Raw genomic sequence first — 15,126 nt, 5'->3', positions numbered from 1 at the left:
CACGTTTCGGTTGACCGAAACTTTGAATCAGAGCTATCGTGAACACATGACCACCGCCGAGCATTTCCGGTCCGCGATCACGCGACCCACCTCGGAGATCTCTGTTGCCGGTGTGCCATGGCCGGCCTACAAGGTGGTGGCCCTGCTGGTCGGGCTCGTGGTGTTCGGTGTGGTCGCGGTGGCCACCGCCAGCGCCTCCCCCGCCGTCCTCGGCGGCGCGGCAGCGGCCTCCGTGGTGTGGCTCGGGTTGGGCCTGCTGCACCGCGTGCGCTAGCCCAGGATTCTGCGCAGCTGCTCCAGGTCGGCCCTGACGGCCGCGACATCAGCAGCCAACTCCTGCTCATCGGCGCCCGGTTGTGCGCGCACGGTGAACACCACCTCGCACCATCGGTCGTCGTCCGCGGCGGGTGTCACCCGCATCGGGTTGTAGAACGTCTCCCCGCCGGGCAGCCGCACCACATGGTCGAGCACCCCCAGGTCGTTGGGCGCTGCGAACTCGACACTGATCTCACCCATGGGCGACGACACCGCCCACCGTCCGTCGACCGGCCTGACCTGACCACTGGCCAGTCCTGCCGCCCAGTGCGGCAAGTTACGGGGATCGGCCGCATAGGCGTACACCTCGGCCGGGCCGGCGTTGATCCACACGCTGACATGCCGGGAGTCAGGCCGTTGGGCGGTCATCACCTCATCGTCGCGCAGAAGGTGCGGCGGTGGGGGATAACACCCGTGCGCCTTGCCGGTTCAGCGCCGCGCCTCCCGGACCGATTTCACCACCTGGCTGAGATTCAACTGCCAGCGTTCGACGGCCCGGAAGCCCAGCGCGGCCGGCACCTGGTAGGCCACCTCGGCTTCGAGGTGCGGCCCGGGCGGCACCGCCGCATCGCCGGAATACGAGGGCAGCGTCTCATCGCGCTCGGTGACGGTCCACAGAACATCGCAGGTGACGAGCTCATTGGTCCAGGCCGACACCGGCACCCGGGATTCGAAAAGGCCACGCTGGTCGGGACCGATGCGGGACACGCCGGGATCACGTAGACCGGAGAAGGCATCCGGATGTGCCGCCGTGAGTCCGTTGATCACGGACTCCGGCGCCGCCAGATCGATGTTGAGGCAGTCGCCCGCACCGGCTTCGGCGTCGATCAGTCTCGCGACCTCGCTCTGGTCATGACCGAACTTGGCATAGGGGCCACGCTGCGCCAGGTAGTTCGGCACTGCCGCCACCACGAGCACGGCCAGGACCACAGCGATCCGACGCGGTTCCCGGCCGACGACCACCACCGCCAGCCCGATGAGCAGCGCCAGCGCTGGCGCGGTGTAGGACAGGTAGTGCGGCTGGTACATCGGCCGGGTGACAGCGGAGTAGAGCACCAGGACGGCCGTGGGCACGACGACCCACACCGCGGCCGTCCAGATCAACAGCCGCGGGTGAGGGCCGACGTCGACGTCGCTGCGGCGCCGTCGCAGGACCAGTGCGGCCACGACGACCACCAGGACGACGATCACAACCGGCAGCACCAGCGCCCAGGCGAACAGCGCCTCCGAGATCTGGTCCGGCGTGATCTCCTCACCGGCAGTGTGGGCGCCGCCGGAGTAGACCGCGGGAAAATACTGATCGCCGAGAATCTGGCCCAGCGTGGCCGGGCCGACCGGCGCGATCCATGCCACCTGCTTCTGCTGCCCCTGGATCAGCAGGAGGAACGGAGCGATCGCAATCGTGGCCGCCACCACCGCGCCGGCGAATCGCGCCACCGTGGTCCGCGACCGGCCCGATCCGAGTACCAGCGCACCGTGCGCGGCGACGATGAACAGCACGAAGACATTGCCCAGCGCGGCGATCACCAACCCGACCGCATAGGCACCCCAGAGCCAGAGCCTGCGCGAACGTACGGCCGCCACGCACAGCACCGTGAGCCACACCGCGTCGAACATCGACAGCGCATACGAGCGGGCCTCGATCCCGGCCCAGGTGGTGCGCGGCAGGACGGTGAACACCACGCCGGCGGCGATGGCCACCGACCGGGTGGACAGGGCTCTCCCGAGCACCACGACACCGGCGGCAGCGCCTCCGATCAGCAGTGCGCTGGGTAGCCGCGCCCAGAACTCGGTCGCGGGAAACACCGTGAACCACAGGTGCATGAACAGGTAGTAGGCCCCGTGCACGCCGTCGACGTTGGCGAGCATCCGCAGCATCTGATCGAGGGTGTACGTCGAGCCTGCAATGGTGGCGGCTTCGTCCAGCCACAACGACGGTCCGCCGGCACCCAGGACACTGACCACGAAGGCGAAGATCCCCACGAGCGCCGCGTCGGCCCGCCCGCCGGCGAGAACGGGGGCAGCCCTGTCGGACACTCGACCAGCAAATAGCGTCGAATTGAGCACTGAGAAGCCCCCACCACACACTGCGCAGGGCTCCCCGCCCTGCCGATTCGCAGAACCGTAGCAGTATGCCGCATCAAGAGCGAGATGAATCAATCGATGTGCGCGGGGGGATGCACACCGCACGAGCAAGCGCTGATCGACGGGCACTCACATGCCATCGCCCACTCGATGATGTCGCGGGCCCGGGCCAATTCAGCCATGCTGGCCTCGATTTCGACGAGTTTCGCTTTGGCGAGCGCCCGGCTCGCCGCCCGTCCGGGCGCCTCGTCGGCGAACAGCACCACGATGTCGTCGAGTGCGAACCCGGCGCGCTTGCACAACCGGATCACCTCCAGGCGGGCCAGCATCGTCTCGTCGTACCGGCGCTGGCCCCCAACCCGGCGCGGTGCGGGCAGCAGGCCGATCTGCTCGTAGTAGCGCAACGTGGTGGCGGCGACGTCGGCACGCCGCGCGAGTTCTCCGATGGTCAGGGCCACGTGCACTCCTTGAGCTTGACTTCGAGTCAACTCTAAGTCGTTGACTTGGCGGTATGCCGAACCTCGACGAGTTGACCCGCTCCCGGTACGCACTGCTGCGCAGCTACCGCACCGACGGCAGCGCCGTGGACACCCCGATCTGGTTCACCTTCGACGGTGACGCCCTGGTGTTCCGGACCAAGATCGGCCCCAAGACCCGGCGGCTGAGCCGCGATCCGCGGGTCGAGATCCGGGCGTGCGACTACCGGGGACAGGTGACGGGCAACGAAGCCGTGTTCAGCGGACGGGCCAGCATCCTCGCCGCCCCCACCGCTGCGAGGGCCAACGACCTGCTGCGGCGTCGCTACGGGTGGCAGTACACCATCGTGCCGCTGATCAAGATCCCCGGCGTGCGCAACGTCCACAGCAAGCTGGCGCTGCGCGAGAAGGTGCGCCGGGCCTGCGACCGCGGCGTCTGGCCCGACAGCGCGATCGTCCGGATCGAGTTCTAACCGCCCAGGCAGCCCGGTCCGAGCAACGCCTTGAGGTCTCCCATCAGGGCCGAGGACATGGTGACCCTCAGCGACTGATCGAGCTCCAGCGTGGTGATGCGCTCACCGCTGATCAGTCGCAGGTGCACTTTCGAGGTGCCGGGATGCCGGGACAGCACCTGCTTGAGCGCACTCACCTTGTCTGTGGTGCACTGCCGGGTCGGCAGGCTCACCGCCAGCGGGCGATCCGCCTGTGCGCTCGAGAAGTCCGGCACCACAAGCTCATTGGCGATCAACGAGATACGGTCATCGCGAATGGCGACCTTGGCGCCCACCAGCACCACGGCGTCGTCGGCGATATCGGCCCCGAACGCCGAGTAGGTCTGGGGGAAGAACAGCACCTCGATACCACCGGTGAGGTCCTCGATCTGCGCCGACGCCCACGGCAGGCCGTTCTTGTTGACCCGCCGGTTCACCGAGGCCAGGATGCCGCCGACCCTGACCTGGGTGTCGTTGGCGATGGCACCTTCCAGGATCGCCGGGATCTGGGTGTCGACCTGATTGGCCAACAGATGAGCCACCCCGTTGAGCGGATGCCCGGAAACGTAGAGGCCGAGCATCTCGCGTTCCAGAGCGAGCTTGTGCTTGTCCTCCCACTCTTCGTCGGGCACCCGGATGGTGAAGACGGCGTCGGTCTCCCCCTCCTCGCCTCCCCCGCCGAAGAGATCGAACTGGCCCATGGCTTCGGCCTTCTTGGTGCCGAGCACCGAGTCGACGGCGTCGGTGTGCACCAGGAACAGGCCCTTGCGCGGATGCTTGAGCGAGTCGAAGGCACCGGCTTTGATCAGCGACTCCGTCACCTTCTTGTTGCAGGCGGCGATGTCGATCTTGTTGAGGTAGTCGGAGAAGTCGGTGAAGTTGCCCCGCTCTTTGCGGGTGTTGACAAGGGAAGCAACAACATTGGCGCCCACGTTGCGCACCGCGCCCAGACCGAACCGGATGTCGTCACCCACGGAGGCGAAGTTCTGCACGGACTCGTTGACATCGGGCGGCAGCACGGTGATGCCGAGGCGGCGGCAATCGGCCAGGTAGATGGCCGCCTTGTCCTTGTCGTCACCGACGGAGGTGAGCAGTCCGGCCATGTATTCACCGGGGTAGTTGGCCTTGAGATACGCGGTCCAATAGGACACCAGGCCGTACCCGGCGGCGTGCGATTTGTTGAACGCGTACCCGGCGAACGGAAGGATGGTGTCCCACAACGCTTTCACCGCGGCTTCGGAGAAGCCGTTGGCCGTCATGCCCTCCTTGAAGCCCTTGTACTCGGCCTCGAGCACCTCCAGCTTCTTCTTACCCATGGCTTTACGGAGCGCGTCGGCCTTACCCATGGAGTAGGAGGCGACCTTCTGCGCGATGAACATGATCTGCTCTTGGTAGACGATCAGGCCGTAGGTCTCGGCCAGGATCTCCTTGAGCGGCTCTTCGAGCTCCGGGTGAATGGGCTTGATGGCCTGGCGGCCGTTCTTGCGGTCGGCGTAGTCGTTGTGCGCGTTCATGCCCATGGGACCCGGCCGGTACAGCGCCAGCACGGCCACGATGTCGTTGAACTCGGTGGGCTGCATACGCCGCAGCAGATCCCGCATGGCGCTGCCGTCGAGCTGGAACACTCCCAACGTGTCCCCGCGCCCCAGCAGTTCATAGGCCTTGGGATCGTCGAGGTCGAGTGACTCCAGATCCAGATCGACGCCGCGGTTGGCTTTGATGTTCTCGATGGCGTCACCGATGATCGTCAGGTTCCGCAGGCCGAGGAAGTCCATCTTCAGCAGGCCGATGGCCTCACAGGACGGGTAATCCCAGCCCGTGATGACCGCCCCGTCCTGCGGGCGCTTCCACAGCGGGATCGCATCGATCAGCGGTTCGGAGCTCATGATCACCGCACACGCGTGCACACCCGCGTTGCGAACCAGGCCCTCGAGGCCACGAGCGGTTTCGTAGATGGTGCGCACATCGGGATCGGTGTCGATGAGCGCGCGCACCTCGGCGGCCTCTTTGTACCGCTCGTGGGTGGGATCGGTGATGCCAGAGACCGGGATGTCCTTGGCCATGATGGGCGGCGGCAGGGCCTTGGTGATGCGGTCGGCGATCGCGAACCCGGGCTGCCCGTAGTGCACACGGGCCGAATCCTTCAGCGCCGCTTTGGTTTTGATGGTACCGAAGGTGATGACCTGGGCCACCCTGTCGCTGCCCCACTTGTTGGCGGCGTACCGCAGCATCTCGCCGCGGCGGCGGTCGTCGAAGTCGATGTCGATATCGGGGGCCGACGGGCGTTCGGGGTTGAGGAACCGTTCGAACAGCAGACCGTGCGGGATGGGGTCGATGTTGGTGATACCCATCGCGTAGGCCACCAGCGACCCCGCCGCCGATCCACGGCCCGGGCCCACCCGGATGCCCACCGAGCGCGCGTAATTGATCAGGTCGGCGACGATCAGGAAGTACGCCGGGAAACCCTTGTCGCAGATGACCTTGATCTCGTAGTTCGCCCGGTCGATGTACTCCTGCGGAACCTCGGCGCCGGGGAACCGGCGCTGCGAGAGCCCGGTCATGACCTCGTGTGTCAGCCAGGACCCCTGGTCGTGGCCCTCGGGCACCGGGAAGATCGGCATCCGGTCCTTGGGCGTCCACACGTCGGTGTAGGGCTGTACGCGCTCGGCGATCAGCAGCGTCGAGTCGCACGCACCGGGCACCTGGTCGTCCCACAGCGCCCGCATCTCCGCCGCGGACTTCAGGTAGTAGCCGTCACCGTCGAACTTGAAGCGGTTGGGGTCCGAGAGCGTCTTACCGGTCTGGATGCACAGCAGCGCCTCGTGGTTCTGGGAGGCATCGCGGGTGACGTAGTGGCAGTCGTTGGTGGCCAGCGGCCGGATGCCGAGCTTCTTGCCGACCTCCAGCAGGCCTTCGCGGACCCGGCGCTCGATGTCGAGGCCGTGGTCCATCAGCTCGAGGAAGAAGTTCTCCTTGCCGAAGATGTCCTGCCACTTGGCGGCAGCGGCCACGGCTTCGTCGAGGTGACCGAGCCGCAACCGGGTCTGCACCTCACCGGACGGGCAGCCGGTGGTGGCGATGATGCCTTCGGCGTGTTCGGCGATGATCTCGGCATCCATGCGGGACCACTTGCCGAGCTGGCCTTCGAACGACGCCAGCGACGACAGCTTGAACAGGTTGCGCAGCCCGGTGGCGTTCTCGGCCACCATGGTCATATGCGTGTAGGAGCCACTGCCGGAGACATCGTCGGACTTCTGGCTGGGATCACCCCAGAGCACGCGTTTGGTCTCGAACCGCGAGGCCGGCGCGATGTAGGCCTCGATGCCGATGATCGGCTTGATGCCGGCGGAGGTGGCGGCGTTGTAGAACTCGCTGGCGCCGAACATGTTTCCGTGGTCGGTCATGCCGATGGCGGGCATCTCGAGGCGCTGGGCCTCGGCCAGCATGGGTTTGACCTTGGCGGCACCGTCGAGCATCGAGTATTCGGTGTGGTTGTGCAGGTGCACAAAAGAGTCGCTGGTACCCATAGGCCGCTCAGTCTAAAGCGGTCCACCGACACGTCCGGGCGTGTCGGCGACAGCCCCGCGGCGTGTCGTGTCGCGGCCTGACGATGACCCTGTTCATCGACTATCCGGGGTTGGCGTTACTTCCGGTTTGTGTGCTGGTCGCCGTCTGGTCATGGTCGCGTTCTCACGTCACAGGGGTGGCGGCTGCCCTCTGGTTGGCGTACTTCGGGTGGGAGCTCTTCGTGAGCGAAGACCGGCCCGACGCCAACATCAGGATCGATCTGTTGGTGATCTACCCGGTGCTGCTGGTGGTGACGGTGTGGGGTGTCTGGCGCGGTCGACGAGCCCGCTGATCAGGCCTCGTCCTGGAGCAGGCGGGCCATCTCGTCGGACTGCTGTTCGGTCAGATTCCCCGACAACTGCAGGGTGTCACCCGAGATGGCCTCGGTGATCTGCGGCGCCGACACCACCACCGAAGCCCGCACGAACGCCACCTGCTTGCCGACCTGGGTCCCGGTGTAGTCGGCGAACGCCGTTGCCGACTCGGCATTCATCGACACCTGGACGATGTAGCCGTTGGTGATCGGTGACAGCAGGGAGTCGACGCGGACCAGCTGCAACTGCACCCCTTCGGGGCCCAGTGTGTACAGCGCGCTGCGGGCGAAGTCGCAGGTGCGCAGCTCCGCGGTGGGCACCACGGGCTGCGGCGGCGGACACTGCTCGGGAAGCACCCCCTCCACGGCGACCACGGGGCGAACCGCCAGCGGTTTGATGGTGTAGACCGGCGGTTCGGTCGAGGTGGGCGTGGCTGCCTGCTCGTCGGCACGGCCATCGGAGCTCGCGAGTTGCATCAGCAACGATCCGGCGATGGGCACGACGACGGCCACCCCGCCCACCGCCGCGATGACGGCGATCGAGATCCTGCGTCGCCGCGCAGCCGCCACCCGCGCCCGCTCGTCCATCCTGCAGTCCCCGCCTTTCGTGGCCGTGGTCGGCGGCCCCACGATGTGTATCACGTCGCCCGGGACTCGCACAGCGCCAGCCTGGCCGCAAGATGGTCGCGCACGGTTTGGCGGGAAATGTGACAGGGCGGAGTGGCCGCCTCGTACTGGAAGCGGCCGGGATGTCACCGGTGGCCGCGGCGAGCAGGGCCAGCAGCCGGCCGTAGGAGCGGCCGGCCACCTCGGCGACCCGCTGCTCAGGGTTGATACCAGCCCCGTTCCCGCGCATAGGTCACCGCGACCGGGCGGATCTCGACCGAGCCCCATTGGGCGGCCGGGCACCGGGCCGCCCAGGCCAGGGCGGCGTCCAGGTCGGGCACGTCGATCACGAAGATGCCACCGAGGCGTTCCTTGGTGTCGGCGAACGGGCCGTCCTGGACCTCGGGTGTGCCGTTGCGCGCGGTGTAGGTGGTGGCCACCGCGGTGCTCTGCAACACCTGGGTGCCGATCAACACCCCCGCGTCGTCGAGGTCAGCGGCATACCGCGCGAACGCTTCCCGGGCCGGGGCCATGTCCTGGTCGGTGAGGCCGGCGTCGGGGCCTTCCTGGTAGTGCATGAGCAGGCTGTACTGCATGGTGACATCCTCCCGGATCGATGGTGGTCACCGAGATGACGATCGATGCGCCCCGGAATCGACATCAGCGCCGGGATTCTTCGATCGTCTGGTCCGCAGGATCGCATCGGCACTGAACACGGCCAGCGCCACCCAGATCAGGGCGAAACCGAGCCAGCGCACGGGCGGCATCGGTTCGTTGCCGACGACGATCCCCCACGTCATCTGCATGGCGGGGGTCAGGTACATCAGCAGACCGAGGGTCACCAGCGGCAGTCGTTGCGCCGCGGCGGCGAACAGCAGCAGCGGGATGGCGGTGAGCGGACCCGACAGCATCATCAGCGCGGTGTGTCCGGCCCCGAACCCGAGGAAGTGGCCCTGGCCGGCGGCTTCGAGGACGGCGATGTAGGCCACCGCGGCCGGCGCCGCGACGGCCGCCTCCACACCCACACTGACCCGCGGATCGGCGGGCACCACCTTCTTGACGGCGCCGTACAGCCCGAAGGAGAACGCCAGCCCGAGTGCGATCCACGGCGGTGCGCCGAACTGCACCCCCAGGATCACCACGGCGACGACGGCGATCAGCAGTGCCGCGACCTGCGCGCGATTGAGCTTCTCTCGGAAGATCAGTACACCGAGGGCGACGCTGACCAGCGGATTGATGAAATAGCCCAGGGCCGCGTCCACCACGTGCCCGTTGTTCACGGCGTAGATGTAGATGAGCCAGTTCATCGAGATCAGCGCCGACGCCAGGATCAGCAGCAGCCAGGTCCGGCGGTCGATGCGACGCAGATCGGGTAGCCGGCGGACGGCCACCACGACGACGGCCATGAACGCCAGCGTCCACAGGATGCGTTGGGCCAGCACCTCGAACGCGCCCGCCGGTTCCAGCAGCGGGAAGAACGCCGGAAACAGGCCCCAGGAGCCGTAGGCGCCCAGTCCGTACAGCAGCCCGGATCGGGGACTGCTCACTCGTGACTCTGCAGCACGTCGAGCGCGTGCTGCAGATCGTCGGGATAGGGACTGGTGATCTCGACCCGCCGCCCGTCGGCGGGGTGAGCGAAGGCCAGTGACCTGGCGTGCAGCCACTGTCGTTGCAGCCCAAGCCGTTTCGCGATAGTGGGGTCGGCACCGTAGGTCAGGTCGCCGCAGCAGGGGTGGTGCAGCGCCGCGAAGTGCACCCGGATCTGGTGGGTGCGGCCGGTCTCCAGGTGTACATCGAGCAGGCTGGCGGACTGGAACGCCTCGATGGTGTCGTAGTGCGTGACGCTGTGCCTGCCGCCTTCGACGACGGCGAATTTCCAGTCGTGTCCGCGGTGGCGCCCGATCGGGGCGTCGATGGTGCCGCTGGACGGATCGGGATGGCCCTGCACCAGGGCGTGGTAGCGCTTGTCCACGGTGCGCTGTTTGAAGGCCCGCTTGAGGACGGTATAGGCGCGTTCGGACAGCGCCACCACCATGACACCGGAGGTGCCGACGTCGAGTCGGTGCACGATGCCCTGGCGTTCGTGGATGCCGGAGGTGCTGATCCGGAATCCGGCGGCCGCCAGCCCGCCGAGCACGGTGGGGCCGTGCCAGCCGACCGTGGCGTGCGCGGCCACTCCGGGTGGTTTGTCGACGGCGACGATGTCGTCATCGGAGTACAGGATGGACATGCCCTCGATCTCCTCGGGCACGTTCTCCACCGGCGGCGGTGCCTCGGGCAGACGCACTTCCAGCCAGGCACCGGCGGTCAGCTTGTCGGATTTGCCCGCCTGGGTGCCGTCGAGGACCACACCGCCGTCCTCGGCGATCTCGGCGGCGACCGTCCGCGACAGTCCCAGAAGGCGCGCCAGTCCGGCATCGACGCGCATACCGGCAAGCCCCTCCGGGACGGGCATGGACCGTTCGGCCATTACTGCGGCTCGGGTTCGAGTTCGGGCTTGCGCCGGCCGACGGTGTCGAAGTCGAAACCGAACAGTGAGAGCACCACCAGCAGGATCGCCCCACCGACGACGGCCGGGTCGGCGACGTTGAACACCGGCCACCATCCGATCGACAGGAAGTCCACGACATGGCCGCGCAGTGGGCCGGGTGAGCGGAAGAACCGGTCGACCAGGTTGCCCAGCGCGCCGCCCAGGATCATGCCCAGGCCGAGGGCCCACCACGGGGACACCAGACGTCGGCCCATCCAGATGATTCCGATCACCACACCGGTGGCCACCAGGGTCAGCACCCAGGTGTAGCCGGTCGCCATCGAGAACGCGGCACCGGAATTGCGCACCAGCGTCCAGGTCACGGTGTCGCCGATGATCGACACCGGCTGGCCGGGGGTCAACAGATGCACGGCAGCGACCTTGGTGATGATGTCGAGCACCCATACCACCGACGCGACCGACAACAGCAGCTTCAGACGTTTCCGGGGCTTGGGCTCCACCGTCTCCTGCTCCACGACATCGGCGTCGGGCTGGGTCTCTCCGGCGTCCGTGGACTCTGCGGGCTCTCTCGGCCCGGGGTCGGTGGCCTTGTCTCCGGTTGAACGGTCCCCCGGCTCCGACGAGCCGGGTGTTTCGTCAGTCACCCGACCATCATCCCCTAACCGCTTCGAGCCCCGCGATCAGGCATGATCAGCCCATGCCACGCCTCGTCGTGATCGCCACCGGAGGCACGATCGCCACCAGCACCGATAACGACGGGGTGAAACGGCCCGCCCGCAGCGCCGGCGACCTGCTGGCAGCTGTCGAACCCCGTCCGGACGTGGAGACGGTGGAGTTGATGGCGGTCGACAGTTCGATGCTGGGGCCGGCCGAGTGGGACGCGATGCGCGACGCCATCGACGCGGCGGTGGCCGGTGGCGCCGACGGGGTGGTGCTCACCCATGGCACCGACACCATGGAGGAGACGGCGCTGTGGTTGGAACTCACCTATGACGGGGCGGTGCCGGTAGTGCTCACCGGCGCTCAGCGCAGCTCCGACGCCCCGGACGCCGACGGGCCGGGCAACCTTCGCGACGCGCTGACGGTGGCAGCCGACCCGGCGGTCGCCGGCTGGGGTGTGACGGTGTGCTTCGCGGGCCGGGTGCTGCAGCCGCTGGGTCTGCAGAAGGTGGCCACCGCGGATCTCACCGGTTTCGCCGGCCGGGTGGTGGCCACGGTGTCCGCGGGGCGCGTGGAGGTGGTCGCGGCCAAGGAACGCAGCACGGTCGGTCTGGTGCGCGCGGGGGCCGCCCCGCGGGTGGACGTGGTGCCGGTGTACGCCGGCTCCGATGGGGTGGCGATGGATGCGTTCGTCGCGGCCGGGGCCCGGGGGCTGGTGCTCGAGGCGTTGGGGTCGGGCAATGCCGGCGCGGCGGTGATCGACGCCGTGGGCAGGCACTGCGCGGCCGGAGTGGTGGTGGCGGTGTCGACACGGGTGCCGGGTGGGCAGGTCAGCCCGGGATATGGGCCGGGACGCGCGCTGGTGGACGCCGGCGCGCTGGTGGTGCCGCGGCTGCGGCCGCCCCAGGCCCGGGTGCTCCTGATGGCCGCGCTGGCGGCCGGCTCAGCGCCCGCCGAGATCGTCGACCGGTTCGGCTGAGGCCGGCTCGGCGTCGTCTTCGATGTCGTCGATGTAGTCCGGCCAGTCCAGGCTGTCGACCGGGTTGGCGCTCACGATGTCGGGGCTGGCGACCGGGAAGGTCTTGGCGACACCGCGGCCGCTGGCCCGGGTCTCGAACCGCACGGTCATGACTCCGTGGCCGGCACCCTGGATCCAGCCGTGGCCGAGTTCGGGGTGGGCCACGTCGTCCCCGATCCGCCACCCGCCGGCCTCCGGCGCCGGGGCGCGGACCGGCGCGGCCGTCTCCCCCAGCTGGGCTTCGTGCACTTCCTGCTGATCCAGATCGGGGAACAGCGACTCCTGCCGGACATCGGACAGTCCGGAGAACCCGACGCCGAGCAGCCGGATGGGGCCGATCTCGATGGGGTCCAACAACAATCGGCGCGCCGTAGCGGCCAGGGTCGCTGCCTCGGTGGTGGCGTACGGCAGGGTGGCGGACCGGGTGAGGGTGCTCATGTCGGTCTTCTTCAGTTTCACCGTCACGGTCCTGGCGCCGCGGCCGTCGCGCAGCAGCCGCCGGTGCGCGTGCTCGGCGATGGGGCCGGTGGCCTCGCGAAGCTGATCCAGGGTGGTCAGGTCGGCGGCGAAGGTGGACTCGGCGCTGATCTGTTTGGCTTCGGCACGCTCGGCGACGGGCCGGTCGTCGATCCCGCGGGCGAGGCGGTGCAGCGCCGGGCCGACGGTGGCGCCGAGGATGCTGGCCACCTCGCTTTCGGCCAGTGCGGCGAACTGGCCGATGGTCTCGATGCCCAGGCGGTGCAGTTTGTCCTCGGCGACGGGCCCGATCCCCCACAGCCGGCGCACCGCCAGGCTGTCGAGCAGCGGGCGTTCCTCGTCCCGGCGCACCACCCGGATCCCGTCCGGTTTGGCCAGGCCGGAGGCGATCTTGGCGATCTGCTTGCCCGAGCCGGCGCCCACCGACGCCACCAACCCGGTCTCGGTGCGGACCCGCTGGCGCAGTTGTTCGCAGAAGGCGTCGACGTCGGCGGCAGCGGCTCCCGCGAGTTCGGCAGGCTCCCCGAACGCCTCGTCGAAGGACAGCTGCTCGAGCACGGGCACCACGGTGCGGATGGTCTGGAACACCCGCCGACTGGCCACGCCGTAGACGACACCGCGCGGGGGCAGCACCACCGCGGAGGCGCCGACCAGGCGTCGAGCCTGGTGCATGGGCATGGCCGACCGTGCGCCGAAGACGCGGGCTTCGTAGCTGGCCCCGGCCACCACGCCCCGGCCGCCGAGGCCGCCGACCAGCACGGGACGGCCGCGCAGGGTGGGTCGGGTGAGCTGCTCCACCGAGGCGAAGAACGCGTCCATGTCCAGGTGCAACACCCACCTGTCAGACGCGTTCACGACGCCCGATCGTAGAGCCACTGACCGACGCAACAGGCCAGGCACAGCCGAGGCGAATCATGGCCCGCCAGCCAAAAGAGCCACTGACCGACGCAACAGGCCATGCCCAGCCGAGGCGAATCATGGCCGGCCAGCCAAAAGAGCCACTGACCGGCGCAACAGGTCAGCGTTGGCACAGCTCCCGCACGGTCGGGTAGATCCGCAGGTAGCGCTTGTAGAGCTCGTCGTACTGCTGGGCCACCTCGGGTTGCGGGGAGATGGACTTCACGGTGCGCGTCATCGCGGCGGCAGCGGTCCGCAGGTCGGCGTGGATACCCACCGCGCAGCTGGCCATCATGGCCGCACCCAGTGCGGTGGTCTCCGACTCGGCGCAGATGTCGACCTGCATGCCGGTCACATCGGCGATGATCTGCGACCACAGTGGGCTCCGGGAGCCGCCGCCAGTGGCCAGGAACCGGCGCACCGGTACGCCGGTGTCCGCTTCGACGCCTTCGACCTGCAGGCGCACCTCGAAGGCGGAACCTTCGAGGACGGAGCGGTAGAAGTGGGCGCCGGTGTGGATCCCCGACCAGCCCAGCACGGTTCCGCGCGCGTTGCCCTCCCAGTAGGGCGTCTGCGAGCCGTTCCAGTAGGGCACGGTGAACAAGCCGTCGCTGCCCGGCGGTACCGATTGTGCACCTGCTTCGAGATCCTGTTCGCGAGCCGCGCAGGACCGGTCCGCGCCCTGGGCCAGCAGTGCGGGCACGAAGGTGTCGACGAACCACGTGATCAGATACGCACCCGACAGCGTGAACGCCTCCAGGAGGAATCCCTGCCCGGCGGCGTCGAGCACGGTGCGGTATTTGCGTGACCAGCGGTACTCCGGTGAGACATAACCGGCGACGAGTGCGGTGCCGACGTTGAGATACATGGTCTCGGAATCCGAGACGCCGGTGCCCAGAGCGGCACATTGGCCGTCGCCGGCAGCGGCGATGACGGGGGTGCCCGGTGTCAGGCCGAGCTGTTCGGCGACGGCACCCTCGACAGCGCCGATGACGCTGCCCGGGGTGGCGATCTCCGGCAGTTGACCGGCGTCCACGCCGGCGATCTCACAGAGTGTGGATGACCACTGCCGCGAGGCCAGGTCCATCAGGCCCAGCGAGTCGCCGCTGGAGGCGCTGGTGACCCAGCGTCCGGTCAGTCGCCAGTGCAGGTAGGCAGCGACATCGGCGACCCGGGTGGCCCGCCGCAGCGTTTCGGGCTCGTGTTCTTTGAGCCAGGCCAGTTTGAAGATGGCCGGGGTGATGTCGGGCACCCGCCCGGAGATCCGGTGGGTCTCGTCGGAGCCGTACTCCTCGACCTGCGGCACCGACCGGTTGTCCGCCCACACGATCGCCGGGCGCAACGGTTCGCCCGCTGCGTCGACGCAGACGAATGTCTCGCGTTGGTGGGTGACCGTCACGGCCGCGACCCGGGATCGGTCCACGCTGCTCATGGCCTCGGCGATGACCGCGCTGACGGACCGCCACCAGTCGTGGGCGTCCTGCTCGTGCCGGCCCTCGGGCGTCTTGGCCATGGGAAACGTCGTGCGTCCGACGCTCAGCGAACGCCCGTCCGGGCTGAACACCACCGCTTTGGCGCCGCTGGTCGAACAGTCGACAGCCAGCACCAGATCGCGATCGGCCATCGGCGAGATCCTCCTCGAAACTGTTGACAGAGTGATCCATGCAACAGTGTTAGTTATAACATGCACTGTGTTAGATAAGTGCTCGGGATCGCTGCCGCGGCCCCGT

Annotated in this window: 15 protein-coding genes; 4 read left to right on the top strand and 11 right to left on the bottom strand. The window is 68.2% G+C overall.

The window, feature by feature from the left end; all coding sequences use genetic code 11:
* Window positions 1-46: 46 nt before the first annotated feature.
* A complete protein-coding gene (locus NL241_RS16900) occupies window positions 47-274 on the top strand; it encodes a hypothetical protein (RefSeq protein ID WP_487695905.1) in 228 nt (75 codons plus the stop codon).
* Here NL241_RS16900 and NL241_RS16895 read toward each other — a convergent pair.
* From NL241_RS16895 to NL241_RS16885, 3 genes are all read right to left on the bottom strand, one after another.
* The gene (locus NL241_RS16895) at window positions 271-684 is read right to left on the bottom strand and encodes an SRPBCC family protein (protein WP_494398144.1); all 414 of its coding nucleotides are present in this window, start codon (window positions 682-684) and stop codon (window positions 271-273) included. The two genes, NL241_RS16900 and NL241_RS16895, sit on opposite strands and share 4 nt — an antisense overlap.
* Window positions 685-744: 60 nt before the next feature.
* Window positions 745-2,352 carry a glycosyltransferase family 39 protein gene (locus tag NL241_RS16890; protein WP_494398143.1) on the bottom strand — a complete coding sequence of 536 codons (1,608 nt, stop codon included), beginning with the start codon at window positions 2,350-2,352 and terminating at the stop codon, window positions 745-747.
* Between the two features lie 119 nt (window positions 2,353-2,471).
* Complete coding sequence (locus NL241_RS16885) at window positions 2,472-2,858, bottom strand: MerR family transcriptional regulator (RefSeq protein WP_487695908.1); 387 nt, start codon at window positions 2,856-2,858, stop codon at window positions 2,472-2,474.
* 53 nt (window positions 2,859-2,911) lie between these two features.
* Here NL241_RS16885 and NL241_RS16880 point away from each other — a divergent pair, with 53 nt between their 5' ends.
* Window positions 2,912-3,349 carry a PPOX class F420-dependent oxidoreductase gene (locus tag NL241_RS16880; RefSeq protein WP_494398142.1) on the top strand — a complete coding sequence of 146 codons (438 nt, stop codon included), beginning with the start codon at window positions 2,912-2,914 and terminating at the stop codon, window positions 3,347-3,349.
* Here the strand turns inward: NL241_RS16880 and dnaE are convergent.
* Window positions 3,346-6,894, bottom strand: a complete 3,549-nt coding sequence (gene dnaE / locus NL241_RS16875) for a DNA polymerase III subunit alpha (protein WP_487695910.1) — start codon at window positions 6,892-6,894, stop codon at window positions 3,346-3,348. The two genes, NL241_RS16880 and dnaE, sit on opposite strands and share 4 nt — an antisense overlap.
* An 83-nt stretch (window positions 6,895-6,977) precedes the next feature.
* Between dnaE and NL241_RS16870 the strand changes: the two genes are divergently transcribed.
* On the top strand, window positions 6,978-7,226 hold the full coding sequence (locus tag NL241_RS16870) for a hypothetical protein (RefSeq protein ID WP_487695911.1): 249 nt from the start codon (window positions 6,978-6,980) through the stop codon (window positions 7,224-7,226).
* Here the strand turns inward: NL241_RS16870 and NL241_RS16865 are convergent, their stop codons facing one another.
* From NL241_RS16865 to lspA, 5 genes are all read right to left on the bottom strand, one after another.
* Window positions 7,227-7,835: a SecDF P1 head subdomain-containing protein gene (locus NL241_RS16865; RefSeq protein WP_494398141.1), complete on the bottom strand. Its 609-nt coding sequence runs from the start codon at window positions 7,833-7,835 to the stop codon at window positions 7,227-7,229.
* 236 nt (window positions 7,836-8,071) lie between these two features.
* Window positions 8,072-8,449 (bottom strand): YciI family protein, encoded by a 378-nt coding sequence (locus tag NL241_RS16860; RefSeq protein WP_494398140.1) that lies wholly within the window; start codon window positions 8,447-8,449, stop codon window positions 8,072-8,074.
* Between the two features lie 27 nt (window positions 8,450-8,476).
* Window positions 8,477-9,400, bottom strand: a complete 924-nt coding sequence (gene rarD, locus NL241_RS16855; RefSeq protein ID WP_487695914.1) for an EamA family transporter RarD — start codon at window positions 9,398-9,400, stop codon at window positions 8,477-8,479.
* Window positions 9,397-10,323 (bottom strand): RluA family pseudouridine synthase, encoded by a 927-nt coding sequence (locus NL241_RS16850; protein WP_487695915.1) that lies wholly within the window; start codon window positions 10,321-10,323, stop codon window positions 9,397-9,399. Before NL241_RS16850 ends, rarD begins: the two co-directional genes overlap by 4 nt.
* Window positions 10,323-10,859 carry a signal peptidase II gene (gene lspA, locus NL241_RS16845; RefSeq protein ID WP_487695948.1) on the bottom strand — a complete coding sequence of 179 codons (537 nt, stop codon included), beginning with the start codon at window positions 10,857-10,859 and terminating at the stop codon, window positions 10,323-10,325. The genes NL241_RS16850 and lspA overlap by 1 nt, the downstream gene beginning before the upstream one ends.
* Window positions 10,860-11,041: 182 nt before the next feature.
* On the opposite strand from lspA, the gene NL241_RS16840 reads away from it, so the two are divergent.
* The gene (locus NL241_RS16840) at window positions 11,042-11,983 is read left to right on the top strand and encodes an asparaginase (protein WP_494398139.1); all 942 of its coding nucleotides are present in this window, start codon (window positions 11,042-11,044) and stop codon (window positions 11,981-11,983) included.
* Here the strand turns inward: NL241_RS16840 and NL241_RS16835 are convergent.
* Both NL241_RS16835 and NL241_RS16830 read right to left on the bottom strand, forming a co-directional pair.
* Window positions 11,948-13,318, bottom strand: coding sequence for a DNA polymerase IV (locus NL241_RS16835; RefSeq protein WP_487695949.1), 1,371 nt, complete (start codon window positions 13,316-13,318; stop codon window positions 11,948-11,950). The genes NL241_RS16840 and NL241_RS16835 overlap by 36 nt on opposite strands.
* 199 nt (window positions 13,319-13,517) lie before the next feature.
* The gene (locus NL241_RS16830) at window positions 13,518-15,020 is read right to left on the bottom strand and encodes a xylulokinase (protein WP_494398138.1); all 1,503 of its coding nucleotides are present in this window, start codon (window positions 15,018-15,020) and stop codon (window positions 13,518-13,520) included.
* Window positions 15,021-15,126: the final 106 nt, after the last annotated feature.

Source organism: Mycolicibacterium sp. SMGY-1XX (genome assembly GCF_059132455.1).
Note: the sequence above shows the minus strand (reverse complement) of the source record. Positions and strands in the feature narration are given on the sequence as shown.